The sequence below is a fragment of the Pseudomonas sp. TE50-2 genome (genome assembly GCF_040813665.1).
GTDB classification, from domain to species: domain Bacteria; phylum Pseudomonadota; class Gammaproteobacteria; order Pseudomonadales; family Pseudomonadaceae; genus Aquipseudomonas; species Aquipseudomonas soli.
In genome coordinates this window covers 1,373,570-1,387,614 of record NZ_JBFNXN010000001.1, presented here as the reverse complement: position 1 = coordinate 1,387,614, position 14,045 = coordinate 1,373,570, and the positions used below count along the sequence as shown (strand labels likewise).

13 protein-coding genes and 1 tRNA gene are annotated in these 14,045 nt (G+C 62.2%); 7 read left to right on the top strand and 7 right to left on the bottom strand.

Annotated elements, in window-relative coordinates; translation table 11 throughout:
* Nucleotides 1–57: 57 nt before the first annotated feature.
* Entirely contained in the window at nt 58–996 is a 939-nt protein-coding gene (locus AAHK21_RS06205; RefSeq protein WP_367856737.1) for a ZIP family metal transporter, read from the bottom strand.
* A gap of 126 nt (nt 997–1,122) precedes the next feature.
* On the opposite strand from AAHK21_RS06205, the gene AAHK21_RS06200 reads away from it, so the two are divergent.
* From AAHK21_RS06200 to AAHK21_RS06185, 4 genes are all read left to right on the top strand, one after another.
* Nucleotides 1,123–1,314 (top strand): PLDc N-terminal domain-containing protein, encoded by a 192-nt coding sequence (locus AAHK21_RS06200; protein WP_023629733.1) that lies wholly within the window; start codon nt 1,123–1,125, stop codon nt 1,312–1,314.
* 185 nt (nt 1,315–1,499) lie between these two features.
* Complete coding sequence (locus AAHK21_RS06195) at nt 1,500–3,575, top strand: LTA synthase family protein (protein WP_367856736.1); 2,076 nt, start codon at nt 1,500–1,502, stop codon at nt 3,573–3,575.
* 145 nt (nt 3,576–3,720) lie between these two features.
* Nucleotides 3,721–3,957 (top strand): hypothetical protein, encoded by a 237-nt coding sequence (locus tag AAHK21_RS06190; protein ID WP_367856735.1) that lies wholly within the window; start codon nt 3,721–3,723, stop codon nt 3,955–3,957.
* 185 nt (nt 3,958–4,142) lie between these two features.
* On the top strand, nt 4,143–4,475 hold the full coding sequence (locus AAHK21_RS06185; RefSeq protein WP_038705647.1) for a ribonuclease E inhibitor RraB: 333 nt from the start codon (nt 4,143–4,145) through the stop codon (nt 4,473–4,475).
* A gap of 20 nt (nt 4,476–4,495) precedes the next feature.
* Here AAHK21_RS06185 and AAHK21_RS06180 read toward each other — a convergent pair whose 3' ends face one another.
* Nucleotides 4,496–5,299, bottom strand: coding sequence for a cytochrome c (locus AAHK21_RS06180; RefSeq protein WP_367856734.1), 804 nt, complete (start codon nt 5,297–5,299; stop codon nt 4,496–4,498).
* A gap of 528 nt (nt 5,300–5,827) precedes the next feature.
* Here AAHK21_RS06180 and AAHK21_RS06175 point away from each other — a divergent pair.
* Nucleotides 5,828–6,562: an amidotransferase gene (locus AAHK21_RS06175; protein WP_046856581.1), complete on the top strand. Its 735-nt coding sequence runs from the start codon at nt 5,828–5,830 to the stop codon at nt 6,560–6,562.
* A gap of 73 nt (nt 6,563–6,635) precedes the next feature.
* Here the strand turns inward: AAHK21_RS06175 and AAHK21_RS06170 are convergent, their stop codons facing one another.
* Both AAHK21_RS06170 and AAHK21_RS06165 read right to left on the bottom strand, forming a co-directional pair.
* Nucleotides 6,636–7,607: a magnesium and cobalt transport protein CorA gene (locus AAHK21_RS06170; protein ID WP_046856580.1), complete on the bottom strand. Its 972-nt coding sequence runs from the start codon at nt 7,605–7,607 to the stop codon at nt 6,636–6,638.
* A gap of 75 nt (nt 7,608–7,682) precedes the next feature.
* Nucleotides 7,683–8,402, bottom strand: a complete 720-nt coding sequence (locus AAHK21_RS06165) for a lysophospholipid acyltransferase family protein (RefSeq protein ID WP_367856733.1) — start codon at nt 8,400–8,402, stop codon at nt 7,683–7,685.
* A gap of 352 nt (nt 8,403–8,754) precedes the next feature.
* Between AAHK21_RS06165 and AAHK21_RS06160 the strand changes: the two genes are divergently transcribed.
* On the top strand, nt 8,755–9,717 hold the full coding sequence (locus AAHK21_RS06160; RefSeq protein ID WP_367856008.1) for an IS110 family transposase: 963 nt from the start codon (nt 8,755–8,757) through the stop codon (nt 9,715–9,717).
* A gap of 41 nt (nt 9,718–9,758) precedes the next feature.
* On the opposite strand, the gene AAHK21_RS06155 is transcribed toward AAHK21_RS06160, so the two are convergent.
* Nucleotides 9,759–10,448, bottom strand: a complete 690-nt coding sequence (locus AAHK21_RS06155) for a crotonase/enoyl-CoA hydratase family protein (protein ID WP_046856578.1) — start codon at nt 10,446–10,448, stop codon at nt 9,759–9,761.
* A 290-nt stretch (nt 10,449–10,738) separates the two neighbouring features.
* On the opposite strand from AAHK21_RS06155, the gene AAHK21_RS06150 reads away from it, so the two are divergent.
* Nucleotides 10,739–10,828 (top strand) — tRNA-Ser (locus AAHK21_RS06150).
* Nucleotides 10,829–10,943: 115 nt separating this feature from the next.
* Here AAHK21_RS06150 and AAHK21_RS06145 read toward each other — a convergent pair.
* Both AAHK21_RS06145 and AAHK21_RS06140 read right to left on the bottom strand, forming a co-directional pair.
* Nucleotides 10,944–12,827 carry an acyltransferase family protein gene (locus AAHK21_RS06145; protein ID WP_367856732.1) on the bottom strand — a complete coding sequence of 628 codons (1,884 nt, stop codon included), beginning with the start codon at nt 12,825–12,827 and terminating at the stop codon, nt 10,944–10,946.
* 157 nt (nt 12,828–12,984) lie between these two features.
* The gene (locus tag AAHK21_RS06140; protein ID WP_367856731.1) at nt 12,985–14,016 is read right to left on the bottom strand and encodes a hypothetical protein; all 1,032 of its coding nucleotides are present in this window, start codon (nt 14,014–14,016) and stop codon (nt 12,985–12,987) included.
* Nucleotides 14,017–14,045 lie beyond the last annotated feature (29 nt).

Sequence of the window (14,045 nt, the reverse complement as noted above, 5' to 3'; positions counted from 1 at the left end):
CCGGGGGGGGGGGGGGGGGCGGGGGGGGGGGGGGCCCCCCCCCCCCCCCCCGGCCTGTCAACCCAGCGCGGTATCGAGGAACATCATCACCGCGAAACCGCCCATCAACCCCAGCGTCGCCGCGGTCTGGTGCCCGTTGCGGTGGGTTTCCGGGATCACCTCGTGGGACACCACGAAGATCATCGCCCCCGCCGCCAGGCCCATGCTGATCGGGTAGGCCAGGGCAAAGCCGGTGGAGATGCCCAGGCCGATCACCGCGCCCAGCGGTTCCATCAGCCCCGAGCCGATCGCCACCAGCGCCGCCTTGAAGTTCGACAGCCCCGTGGCGCGCAGGGCCAGGGCGACGGCCAGGCCTTCGGGGATGTCCTGGATGGCGATGGCGCTGGTCAGTGGCAGGCCGATGGCCATGTCGCCGTTGGCGAAACTCACGCCGATGGCCATGCCCTCGGGCAGGTTGTGCAGGGTGATCGCCAGTACGAACAGCCACACCCGGCTCACCCGCTCGGCCTGAGGGCCGCAGGGGCCGGTGCTTTCATGCTCGTGCGGGGTGAAGCGGTCCAGGCCCAGCATCAGCAGCACGCCAAGGCCCATGCCCAGCACCACGGTGAAGGCCGCCGCCGGGCCGTTGTCGGTGATCTCGCGGGCAGCATCCAGACCCGGCAGGATCAGCGAGAACGAACTGGCGGCGAGCATCATGCCGGCGGCAAAACCGAGCATGACGTCCTGGGTGCGCGCGTTGACGTCGCGCAGGATCACCGCCAGCACCGCGCCCAGGGCGGTGGCGCCGAAGCCGGACAGGCCGCCGAGCAGTGCCAGGTGCAGGTGGTCGGCATGATCGCCGTTGACCGCGTTCCAGATGCTCGCCAGCAGCAATGCGCCGATGGCCAGCAGGCTCAGCACCAGGCCGGCGCTGAGCCAAGGGGTTTGCAGCGCCTGTTGCCGCCAGGCGCTGAACAGTGAGTCGGGGGCGGCGCTTTGGGTGTGGGCGGGGGGCATGCGGACCTCTGGGCAGTGGATGACAGCAGTTTATTCACTGACCGGCATTCGCGGCCAAGGATTCCCTTCTATCGAGGCCATAGCCAGCTATGCTCTGGGGCACACACACCGTGCGGGAGCGGCACCATGGGGTCCACCTTCAACAGCCTGGTCGGCCTGATCATCCTGGCCCTGGACATCTGGGCCATTCTCAATGTGCTCAAGAGCGGCGCCGAGGTCGGGATCAAGGTGCTCTGGATCTTGCTGATCCTGCTGCTGCCGGTGCTGGGGCTGATCATCTGGGCGATCGCCGGGCCACGGGGCAATGTGCGGATCTGAGACCCCGCCCCCAACTGTGTAACTTTGTAAGGGCAGGCTGCTCTCGACAAAATTTTCACACTCGATTTTTGAAAATCCGCGCCGCACAATGCGGCCTTGGTCTCACCTTGCCCACAAGGGCCAGACCACCAGGCTATTGGCGCTTTCGCCTTCCCGCAAACCGCAATCCTAGGACCTCTCCATTCATGGCTAACACGGACGCCTTGAAGCAACAGGGTGTGCGAGGCTCGTTCTCGCCGACCCTGAAATCCCACCTGGCCTACACGTTGCTCAGTGGCCTGGTGATCATGCTGATGCTCAGCCTGGTGCGCCTGGCGCTGCTGGTCTACAACAGCGACATGATCGGCGACACGCCGTACTCGACCGTTGCCGAGGGCTTCCTCAACGGCCTGCGCTTCGACCTGCGCGTGGTGGTGTACATCAGCATCCCGTTGCTGCTGGCGCTGCTCAGCCCCTGGCTGATGGCCCGCCGTGGCCTGTTCCGCTTCTGGCTGACCATCGCTTCGAGTGTGGTGATGTTCCTCGGCCTGATGGAGATGGACTTCTACCGCGAGTTCCACCAGCGCCTGAACGGCCTGGTGTTCCAGTACATCAAGGAAGACCCCAAGACCGTCATGAGCATGCTCTGGTACGGCTTCCCGGTGGTCCGCTACCTGTTGGCCTGGCTGGTCGGTACCTGGCTGCTGAGCCTGCTGTTCAAGGGCATCGACCGCCTGACCCGCGGCAACGGCAGCGCCCAGCTGTCGGGCAGCCGCAAGCTGGCGCCCTGGTACGGTCGCCTGGCGGTGTTCATGGTGGTCCTGCTGGTGGCCGTGGTCGCCGCCCGCGGCACCCTGCGCCAGGGCCCGCCGATGCGCTGGGGTGATGCCTTCACCACCGACTCCAACTTCGTCAACCAGCTGGGCCTGAACGGCACCCTGACCCTGATCGATGCCGCCAAGAGCCGCTTCGGCGAAGATCGCGCCAACATCTGGAAGCCCGTACTCGACCAGCCGCTGGCCACCCAGACCGTGCGCGAGCAGCTGCTGACCGCCAACGACACCTTGGTCGATGCCGACGAGGCCGCGATCCGCCGTGATTTCGTGCCGCCAGCGGCGAACACGCTGGGGGTCAAGAACGTCGTGGTGATCCTCATGGAAAGCTTCGCCGGTCACTCGGTCGGCGCCCTGGGCAGCCCGAACAACATCACCCCGTACTTCGACAAGCTGGCCAAGGAGGGTCTGCTGTTCGACCGCTTCTTCTCCAACGGCACCCATACCCACCAGGGCATGTTCGCCACCATGGCCTGCTTCCCCAACCTGCCGGGCTTCGAATACCTGATGCAGACCCCGGAAGGCGGCCACAAGCTGTCCGGCCTGCCGGCGCTGCTCAGTGCCCGCGACTATGACGACGTCTACGTCTACAACGGTGACTTCGCCTGGGACAACCAGTCCGGATTCTTCGGCAACCAGGGCATGACCACCTTCATCGGCCGCAACGACTTCGTCGACCCGGTGTTCTCCGACCCGACCTGGGGCGTGTCCGACCAGGACATGTTCGACCGTGGCAACGAAGAGCTGGCCAAGCATGACGGCAAGAAGCCGATCTACGCGCTGCTGCAGACCCTCTCCAACCACACCCCGTACGCCTTGCCCAAGGACCTGCCGGTGGAGAAGGTCACCGGGCAGGGCCGCCTGGACGAGCACCTGACCGCCATGCGCTACTCCGACTGGGCGCTGGGCCAGTTCTTCGAGAAGGCGCGCAAGGAGCCGTACTTCAAGGACACCCTGTTCGTCATCGTCGGCGACCACGGCTTCGGCAACCACCAGCAGGTCACCGAGCTGGACCTGGGCCGCTTCAACGTGCCGCTGCTGCTGATCGCCCCAGGCATCCAGGAGAAGTTCGGCGCGGTCAACCACACCGTGGGCACCCAGGTCGACATCGTGCCGACCATCATGGGCCGTCTCGGTGGCCAGGCTCGCCATCAGTGCTGGGGGCGCGACCTGCTCAACCTGCCTGAGGGCGACCAGGGCGTGGGCATGATCAAGCCGTCGGGCAGCGAGCAGATCGTCGGCCTGGTGCAGGGCGACCGTATCCTCATCGAGTCCAAGGACATGACCCCGCGCATGTACCGCTACCAGTTGGGCCGTGAGTTCAAGGCCGAGCTGATCGACAGCCCCGACCAGCCGGAGATGCTCAAGAAGCTCGAGGCCTACATCCAGACGGCCACCAAGAGCCTGCTGGACAATACCGCCGGTGTCGTCCACGGCACGCCGAAGTAACCGCGCCGAGTGGCCCAAGGAAGCCCGCCGTTGACCGGCGGGCTTTTTTCATGCGGTTTCATGCGCGCGGCTGAACATTTGCCGCTGTGTCATGGTCAAGCTAGTACGCAGTTCCATTCACTGTTGTGCCAGCGAGGGCTGATCGATGAAAGCATGGGAAGTCAGCTTTGCCGACCAGAAGGGCGAGCCGCAGACGCTGCTGCTCGATGCCGAGCAATGCCCCAGCGAGGAGGACGCCGCACGCGCCATCCGTTCGCGTTTGTTCCCGCTCATGGATGAACTTGACCTCAATGACTTCCAGGATCGCAGCTTTTCCCCCACGGCACGCTGGCTCAAGGAGCAGAGCGGCGTGACCATCACCACCATTCGCCAGCTACCCTGAGCCGCCACGCTCTGGCGCAGTGCCTGCACAGGCACTACGCTGGAGACAGGCGCCGGCCAAATCTGCGGGTCCGCGTCGATTCCACTCGCGTCTTGCATCAGCTCGAATTGCCAGGCATGGCACGCTTGCCAGGCAGGTGCTTTGTGCACTGAAAGTCTATCCATTGCTTTGCAGGAGGACGTTTCATGAGCAGCCAATACGACGACATCAGCAGCAGTGTCCTGCGCCAGATGAAAGCTGGCGGTTTCGATTTCACCCGTATTCATCCCATCGAGTTCTATGCCGTGTTTCCCGACGAGGCCGCCGCACGCCGGGCGGCCGTGCAGTTCCGTGGCGAGTCGCTCAGCGCCCAGGTGAGCGAGCGCGACGACGGTGCCTGGCATCTGGAACTGAGCAAGGTGATGTACGCCACCCATGGCGGCATCGGTGCCTTCGAACAGGCCTTCGAACGGCTCGTGTCGCCCCATGGCGGCGAGGTCGAGGGTTGGGGCGTCAAGCAGGAGCGGCCGATTGCCTAGGCAACGCGGCCCCGTGCGTCCTACCGTGGTTTGCGCCCTGCCATATGTTTCAGGTATGCCAGCAATGCATCGAGTTCCTGGTCGCTCAGCACCTGGTTGGAGAACCCGGGCATCTTGGCCTGCGGCCAGTGCCGCAGGCTCTGCGGATCGCGAATGTATTGGCGCAGGAATGCCGGCTGAAAGTATTCGGTAGGGTTGTGCGGCAGGTTCAGGTCAGGGCCCAGGTGCGCATCGCCAGCGCCATTGAGGCGGTGGCAGGCCAGGCAATTCTGCTGGAACAGGGCAAAGCCCTGGCGCACCGGATCCGCGTCGGGCAGCGCTGGGTCTGGCAACAGGGCGGGGAAGCGCACCTCGACCGCTGCCAGGCTGCGAATGCTGGCGATCTGGAACGGCCATTGCTCCGGGCGTATGCCGCTCGCCTGGGGCTGGGTCCATACCAGATAGAAAGGCCCGGCTCCCGCCTTGCCCTGGCCCAGTGGCGGCCAAGGCTGGGCGTTGTCCTCGATGGCCAGCCAGGCTTGTGCCGGGCCTGCCTGCAACAGCGGGCCGGCGGGCATTTCTGCAGCGAAACCGTCGAGGGCCACCGCCTGCAGGTGGTCGCTCGGTTTCACGCCCTCGAGCAATGCTGCCAGCGGTACGGCGCGGTAATGCATGGTGCGCTTGTAGGCAACGTCCTGTTCAATAGTGACGTCCCGTGCCTGGAGATGGGTGAGCAGTTGCTCGCTCTGCCAGTGCCGGCTGCCGTTACCCAGTTCGAGGGTCAGTTGCGCGGCCAGCGCTGGCAGGGGAATCAGCAAGCAGAGCAGGGTAAGGCACAGGCGCATGGGGAATCTCCAACCATCAAGGTCGGCAGGTTACCCACGCACGCTTGGAAAAGGCCACTGCCGCGATCAACCGAACAACCGGGTAAGGTTGGGCAGGATCAGCAGCAGGGTCGTGGCGAAGAGTATGAGCCCGGCTTGGCGTACTTTGGATTGTCTGAACATGGCGGACCGCCTTCTTGTTGTTATTCCTGAATAACCCTTGGCTTCCTTGTCTGGCTTCGGGTCGATCGCAGTGGCGTGATCGAACGCCTTTACTGCTTGCCGCGTGTTTCTGGATATACAACCAACACTAGGGCCCGCGTCATCCCTGTTTCAGAACCCTTTGCTCTAAAAAAAAGCATGTCGATTCCTCATGGCTTTAAGGCCACTGGCCACCCCGCTGGCACGCTGACGCTAGACGAGTGCGCGGCAAGGGTTACCAAGGGTTACAGGGCCTACCGTTCGTCTGGACATCCTACTTGCTTGTACGCCCCTTTCGCGTCAGTCTTTACAGCAAATCCCACCCACATGTCGTTCAGGACTACCGCTATGTCGTTACGCATCTGCATCCTTGAAACCGATGTCCTGCGGCCGGAGTTGATCGCGCAGTACCAGGGCTACGGAAGGATGTTCGAGCAGCTGTTTTCACGCCAGCCGATCGCCGCCGAGTTTGATGTGTACAACGTGATGAACGGCGATTATCCGCCGGCCGAGCGGACCTTCGATGCCTACCTGGTGACCGGCAGCAAGGCCGACTCGTTCGGCGACGATCCGTGGATCCAGACGCTCAAGGCCTACCTGCTCAAGCTGTATGAGCGGGGCGAGAAGCTGCTGGGGGTGTGTTTCGGTCACCAATTGTTGGCGTTGACTCTCGGCGGCAAGGCCGAGCGTGCCGACAAGGGCTGGGGTGTGGGCATCCACCGCTACAGCCTGGCGGCCCATGCGCCGTGGATGGACCCGCAGGTATCCGAGCTGACCCTGCTGATCAGCCACCAGGACCAGGTCACCAAGCTGCCCGAAGGGGCCACGGTGATCGCCTCGAGCGATTTCTGCCCTAACGCCGCCTACCATATCCGTGACCAGGTGCTGTGCTTCCAGGGCCACCCGGAGTTCGTCCACGACTATTCCCGGGCGCTGCTCGACGCGCGCCAGGCCTCGTTGGGCGATGAAGTCTACGCCAAGGCGGTGGCCAGCCTTGCCACCGAGCACCAGGGGGATCTGGTGGGCGAGTGGATGCTGCGCTTCGTCCAGCAGCCGGTGAAGGCCGGGGATAGCATTGCCTGATCAAGCGAGGCCGCTTTGCGGCCTTTTCGCCGGCAAGCCGGCTCCCACAGGGTTGGAAGCGCTCCCGGCGATCCTAAAGCCACCCCGAGCGCTTGAAACTGAAGTACAGCCCCGAACACCCAAGGCCGATCACCCCCAGCACGGCAAAGTAGCCGTAGTGCCAGCCCAGCTCCGGCATGTTCTGGAAGTTCATCCCATAGATCCCGGCAATCGCCGTGGGAAACGCCAGGATCGCCGCCCAGGCCGCGAACTTGCGCTGGGTGATGCTTTGCCGTGACGACTCCAGCAGCATGCCGATCTCGATGGTCTGGCTGGCGATGTCGCGGATGCCGGCCAAATCTTCCATCTGCCGGGTCACGTGGATCTGCACGTCGCGAAAGTACGGACGCATGTTCTTGTCGATGAACGGGAAGCTCAGGCGCTGCAGCTCTTCGCTGACCTCCACCATCGGCGCCACGTAGCGGCGCAGGCGCAGGATATCGCGGCGCAGGCTGTGCAGGCGCTGGATGTCCTCTTCCTTGAGCGAGTTGCTGAGCACGCTTTGCTCCAGCTCCTCGATCTCGCCGTGGATGGCCTCGCTGACCGGCTGGTAGTTCTCGGTGACGAAATCCAGCAGGGCGTAGAGCACGAAGTCCTCGCCGTGCTCGAGCAGCAACGGGCGCGCCTCGCAGCGCTGGCGCACCAGGGCGTAGGACTTGGAGTGGCCGTTGCGGCAGGTGATGATGTAGCCGTTGCCGGCGAAGATGTGGGTTTCGATGAACTCGAGCCGGCCTTCGTGTCGCACCGGCGAATAGGTGACGATGAACAGCGCGTCACCGAAGGTTTCCAGCTTTGGCCGGCTGTGTTTCTCCAGGGCGTCCTCGATGGCCAGCTCGTGCAGGCCGAACTGGCGCTGCAGGTTGGCCAGTTCCTCGGCGTTGGGCTCTTCCAGGCCGATCCACACGAAGTGCCCGGGCTTGCGCGCCCATTCGGCGCCTTCGTCGAGGCTGATATTGGTGACCTTCCTGCCGGCGCTGTAGACCGCCGCCGCGACGACTCGACCCATGGTTGTCCGCTTATTCGATTGAACACGCTACACAGCTTGGGCTGTGTAGCGGCACGGGGCAAGTCCGCAGGCAGGTCAGGACGCGCTGACTTCGCTTTCCATATGGTCGATGCAATGCTGCATCTGGCTGCGGCACTGTTCGATCAGCGCCGGCAGGTCCTGTTGGGTCAGGCCCGCGGTGGCGATGGGGGCCAGCGAGCGGATGACCACCGTGCGCTGGCGCCAGCTGTTCAGGCTCAGGCGCCTGGTGTAGCGGCTGACGCATACCGGCACGATCGGCACGCCGGCCTCGATCGCCATGTGGAAAGCGCCTTTCTTGAACGCCAGCAACTGTTCGCCGGGGTTGCGCGTGCCCTCGGGGAAGATCCAGATCGAAGTATCGTCGCGCAGGGTCCGGGTGGTGGTCTGCATGGCCTTGCGTGCCTGATAGGCGTTCTGGCGGTCGATCAGCACATTGCCGCCCAGCCAGAACAACTGGCCGAACAGCGGGATCCAGCCCAGGCTCTTCTTGCCGATGGCCACGGTACGCCGGGGCACCACCTGGCCGAGGATGAACAGGTCATAGTTGGACTGATGGTTGGCGATGATCACGCAGCCGGGGGGCTGGTCCCACAGCGGGCCGACCTCGGCCTTGACCTTGATGCGCAGCAACCAGGCGGCCGGCACGCTGTACAGGCGGGCGAACAGGCGGCTGTTGTCGGGGTTGAACGGGCGCAGCAGGCCAATCACCAGGCCGACGACACCCACGAGCAGAAAGTGCAGCGCCAACAGGAGCATGCGGAGCATATAAAGCATGGTACGACTCACACCGGACAGTCGCGGCGCAGTGTACGGGTGTGCACTGGTGGGGGCAAACGTTGCTGTAGCGTGGGAGGTCAAGTGGGAGCGGGCTTGCCCGACGATGGCGTCACCCTGGGTGATCGCATCGCGAGGCAAGCCCGCTTGTATGGTTAGACTTGAAGGGGTGGTGGGACTAAATGCCCGATTCTGACTGTTCGCATCAGTACAGACCGTGGGAGACATCGCCCCACCCCTTCCACCAAAGCGCCGATAAAGAATGCATCGTTTGCAAGCGACGATAGAAGCAAGCCAGCGCCTCTTGGTGAAACCCCTTCAAGCCAAAAAACCATAACGTGAGGAAGCGCCCATGGCAATGCAGGTTGGCAAGCTGATCGTGGGTGCGGATGTCGCGAAAGCTGAACTGGTGATTCATCACGATGATCGCGATGAGGTCATCAGGCTGAAAAACGCCAAACTCGAAATCAAAAGATGGCTGAAACAGCAGCCTCTCAACACGGCTATTGCTGTTGAGGCGACTAATGTTTATCACCTCGATCTGGTTGAACTGGCTCACAGCCTAGGCTTCGAGGTGTATGTCATTGATGGGTTCCAGCTGAGCAACTACCGGAAAAGCGTGGGTGGACGAGTGAAAACGGATCCTTCTGATGCTCGGCTGCTGTCCCGGTTTTTGAAAAACGAGGGGGAAGACCTTCGCCCTTGGACTCCTCCTCCCGCCGTCTACGGCAAGCTACAGAGCCTTCTTCGACGCAGATCGGCCTTGGTGACTGCTCGCACTGCAATGATGCAGAGCTGGGCTAATGAAGCCTTGTTGAAAGTCGCCTTCAAAACCTTTGTAAAATCCATAGACAGGCTGGATCTACTGATCCAAAAAAAGATTAAGGAAGTGCTGCGAGAAGCTGGCCTGCACGAACAAGTTGCCCGCTGCCAAGCGATAGAGGGCATTGGTTTTCTCACCGCTACGGCATTGGTGATGGCCTTTATGCGGGGCGAGTTCAAAAGCAGTGACTCGTACATTGCATTCCTGGGAATGGATCTACGAGTCAGTGATTCAGGACAGAAAAATGGACGCCGCCGCCTGACGAAAAGAGGCTGCTCGGAGATCAGGCGTCTATTGCATAACGCCGCCATGGCGGCGAGCCGATCGGCTGCTTGGAAAGACGTCTACGAACAATATCGGAAAGCGGGTAAAGCAACGACACAGGCGCTGGTAATCCTGGCTAGAAAGCTTGCACGAGTGGCATTCGCCCTGATGAAAAACCAGGACGAATATGTCACTAAAGGCGGAAAACTGGCTTGCTGCAAACCATAGAATCTCCCACAAAGTCCTGTGAGGAAAATCCCTGGACGGACTCAGCCCAGGTGGTTCTGGTCCGCGAGAATCGCCTCGTCCAGCGCCTCCAGCAGGCCCTTGCGTACCTTCAGCTTGGTGTTCTTGTGCGCCAGCATGTTCAGCTTCTTCATTTCGCGGGCGGCGGCCAGGGCGGTTTCGTGCAGCTGTTCAGCTGGTACCACCTTGTCGAGGAAGCCGGCCTCCCGGGCGCCCTGCGGGTCGAACACTTCGGCATTGTTCACCGAGCGCTGGAATGCCGCACGGCCGAGGCGGTCACGGGCCAGCTCGATACCGGCGTGGTGCATGGTCATGCCGATCTGCACTTCGTTCAGGCAGATCTTGTAGGGGCCTTCGACACCGATGCGGTAGTCGCCCGACAGCAGCAGGAAGGCGCCCTTGGCCACGGCATTGCCGGGGCAGGCGACGATCACCGGGAAGGGGTGCGACAGCAGGCGCCGGGCCAGGGTGGAGCCGGCGGTGACCAGGCCAACGGCCTCCTTGGGGCCGGCGGTCATCACCTTGAGGTCGTAGCCGCCGGAGAGGATGCCCGGCTGGCCGGTGATGATCACCACCGCACGTTCCTCGACGGCGCGATCGAGCGCGGCGTTGAAGGCTTTGATCACATCCGGGGAGATGGCATTGACCTTGCCGTTGTTCAGGGTCAGGGTGGCGATGCCGTCTTCGGCGTGGTAGGTAATCAGCTCGCTCATGGCAGAGTCCTTTGGATGGCGTGGCGACGACGTTACCCAGCGGCGCCGGCCAGGTAAAGCACCAAGGCTGACTGGTCGGTCAGCGCCGCGCCGCCGTGCCTTGCGCCATCTGGGCGGCACTAGGCGGGTGGGAAAAAGCGCTGGGTACAATGGCAGCATTGCCCTGATTGGCCAGAGTTTTCGGCCGATTGCCTTAAGCGCATGAAAATTCTGAAAAAAATGCTTGCCAAGTAAAAGCTCTTCTACTAAATTAGCGCGCCTCGACAGGCTGAATAGCTTGAAGAGAAAACGGTGAAGTGTCCGAGTGGTCGAAGGAGCACGCCTGGAAAGTGTGTATACGAGAAATCGTATCAAGGGTTCAAATCCCTTCTTCACCGCCACATTCTACGAGAAGCCCCCGAATCGAAAGGTTCGGGGGCTTTTTGTTTGCGTGTGTAATTTCTATCGGCTTTGGCAGGGGTGGCGTGCGCTGTTGGCGCCGCCACCTTTGCGCAGCTACCGCAGCGTATGGGCGGAGGAGGCTGCCGCCGTGGAGGACTGTGGCAATGCTGGCCGCTCGAGAGCTTCGCGTATCCTTTCCTTGGCGGCCTCACCATAGAGTCTTGAGCCGACCTCGTTCAGATGGTCGCTGTCCGAGTACAGCGGTGTTACCCCGTGGAAGGGTGCGTCGCGCCAGAGATCCAGATCAGTGAAGTCCAGGACCCTGACGTTCGGATGTTGCCTGGCCATTTCGCCGATCCTGGTATTTGCCAGTCGCCACTTATCATCGACCTGCACGACGGGGGTGAGGCCGAGCGCCTTGAGTCGCATGGCGCGCTGCAGGTCGGCCGTGAGGTTGGGAATCTGCATGAACACATACACGGCCTGATGCCGACCAGCGGCATCGCTGAACAGCTTGTCGATCGCGTCGATGGACACCGGGTCGTTGGCGTGCAGATCCCAGCGGCCGGCAAGCATCACCGTGCTGGTCGTGGACAGCGCCTTTTCCACCTGCTGTGTCTGTGCTTCGCACGCGGCGCGTGCGTTTTCCGGAACAGACTGAAGGTTGAAGCCGTGGATCGGCAGGCAACTGCTCGCGCTGACGACTTTCAGGCGTGCGTTGATATGGCGTCCGACCACATCGGAAAACAGATTGAGCTGTGCGGCATGACTGTCACCGATCACCAGGATCTCCTGGCTGCCATCCCGGGCGCCCCGTATGCAGTCGCCTGTTATCTGGCCATGACAAATGAGCGCCGGGTCGGCGTAGCGGGTGAACTCGATGGGTGGGCGTGGGTACACGACCTTGTTGACTTTGCGTGTCGACCAGATCGTCCCCAGTGCAACGATCATGATCAAGGCTGTCAGGCCAAGCGATGGCGACAGGTTGCGTTTGAAGCGGATGGTGTTTTCGATGAAGCGGTAGGAGAGCCAGCTGATCGCCAGGGTCAGTACGGCCGCGCTTGCCAGGGCGGCCGGGGGAAGCTCGTAGCTGCCATGGATGTAGCGCAGCGCCGCCAGGATCGGCCAGTGCCAGAGATACAGCGAATAGGACAGGTTGCCGACGGCAACGGCCAGCGGGTGGCACAACGGGTTGCCGCGCTGGTTGATGGCGCCCCAGATCACCAGGGCTGCGCCGAAGCACGCTGGCAGCATCGGCAGCCCAGGTTTGAAGGTGTCTTCCTGTATCAGGACAAGGCTGGCCAGCATCAGGACAGCCCCCGCTGCGCAGGCCAGGCGCTGCCACGTCGCCTGGGTTGGAGGGCGGATCAGGGCGGTCACGCTGCCGATCAGAAATTCCGGTACTCGGGCGAGCAGCGAGTAATAGAGCCCGGTGGAATCCTGGTGTCCGCCCCGAAACGTCGCATAGGCGGTGAGCAGGACGAACAGCGCGACCAGGACCGGTCGCCGCCATTTATCGGGCAGCAGCAGGAACAGCACCGGCATCAGCAGGTAGTACTGCATCTCGATCGCCAGCGACCAGGTGTGCAGCAGCGGCAATTCGAAGGCTTTGGGGCCGAAGTAGTCGTAGTAGCTGGCGAAATAGTGGTTGCTGTTGAAGATGAGTGCCGCTTTGGCGCTGTCGAAGAAGGCACGGAAGTCGCCCTTGGTCAGCAGTACAGCGAAGCCCAATGAGCTGATGACGATCAGGGCCAGGTAGGCCGGTATGATTCTCCGGGCGCGGGACAGGTAGAACTGCCGGTAACTGAAGCGACCGGAAGCATGCTGATCGCGCAGCAGCCGAGTAATGATGAAGCCGGAAATGACGAAGAAGATGTCGACGCCGAGGAAGCCCCCTGGCAGCCAACTGCTGTTCATGTGGAACAGGATGACGGCGAGCACTGCGAGCGCACGCAAGCCTTGGATGTCGTTTCTTATTACGGGGGCGGTCGTCTGCATGGGCCGGTATTCGTCAGGGGTCCAGGTGTTGCCAGGGGCGGGCGGCTGGCGATTATACGGGGCGTGACGAAGTGGGGGTTAGCGGGTTTTGCCCGGTGAGACAGGCCTGATTGAATGTAGGCCCGACGCGTTGCGGGTCGGGCCATGCGAATGGGCGTTAATTGACCGCTCTGGATCGACGCTCTGCAAAGGCGTGGAAATCCCGGTCCTGGGCCCAGAGTTTGTTCGCTTCGTCACGTTTCTCCGGCGTGGGCATTTGTTTCAGGGCTTCAAGTGCCTTGTCCCAAAACACATAGCGGGTCGCGTCCAGGTAGACGCAGGTGCTTGGCTTGCGACCGAGCAGGTAGTACCGGCCGACCTTGCGCAGCTCGCTGCTCAGGCCCATGAGCCTGAACCTGTTGCCGACCCTGTGCGTCAGGTTGGGGGGAGGTATGTGGCTGGGCACTCCGCGCGACACCTCGACCAGTGCGCGGCTGAACTGTTCATCGAAACGCTGGAAGAACAGCCCCACCATGGCGTGGTAATAGGACTTCTGTGAGTAGTAGTGATGCACGCAGTCGCGGGCCTCGACCACCTGCTTGTCGCCCAGCATGAAGGAAACGGCGATCTGCTCCAAGGTGTGCAGCTGCGTATGCAAGTGTGCCCATTGGTCGATCAGGGCGATCGCCTCGTCCAGCAGCCCGGTGTGATGGCGCGTCATTCCGCAGATACCGCTGTTGTAGAGACGCAGCGAAGGACTGGGGGACCGCTGGTTTGCCGCCAGTTCTGCGACCAGCCCGGTGTAGTCGTCGCGCTGCGACGCGTGCTGCCAGCAGAACTCGAACTGATCCATCAGGAAGTGCTCATCGCTGACGCGCTCGAAGAGAATTGCCGGATCTTTCACGAAAATGGTGTCGGTATCGACGAAGATCGTCTTTTCGGCCAGTTCCATGCCCTGACGAATCGCCATGGCCTTACGTCGATGAACATAGCCGGCCGGCCCCATCCACTGCGCCAGTGTCGCCTCGTCCAGAAATACCGTGCGAACCGGCCAGTCTTCGAAGGCTTCGGGATGGTCGGTGAACACGGTAATGCTGAAACTCTCGCGATCAGCTTGGTGGCGCAGGGCGGAGAGAATGCTGAACTTTGCCTCGTGCAGATAAGCGGTTTTCTTTCCGTACAGGAGGTACAACAGATGATTCGACTGCATAAAAACTGAATTCCAATATCCCTATCCGG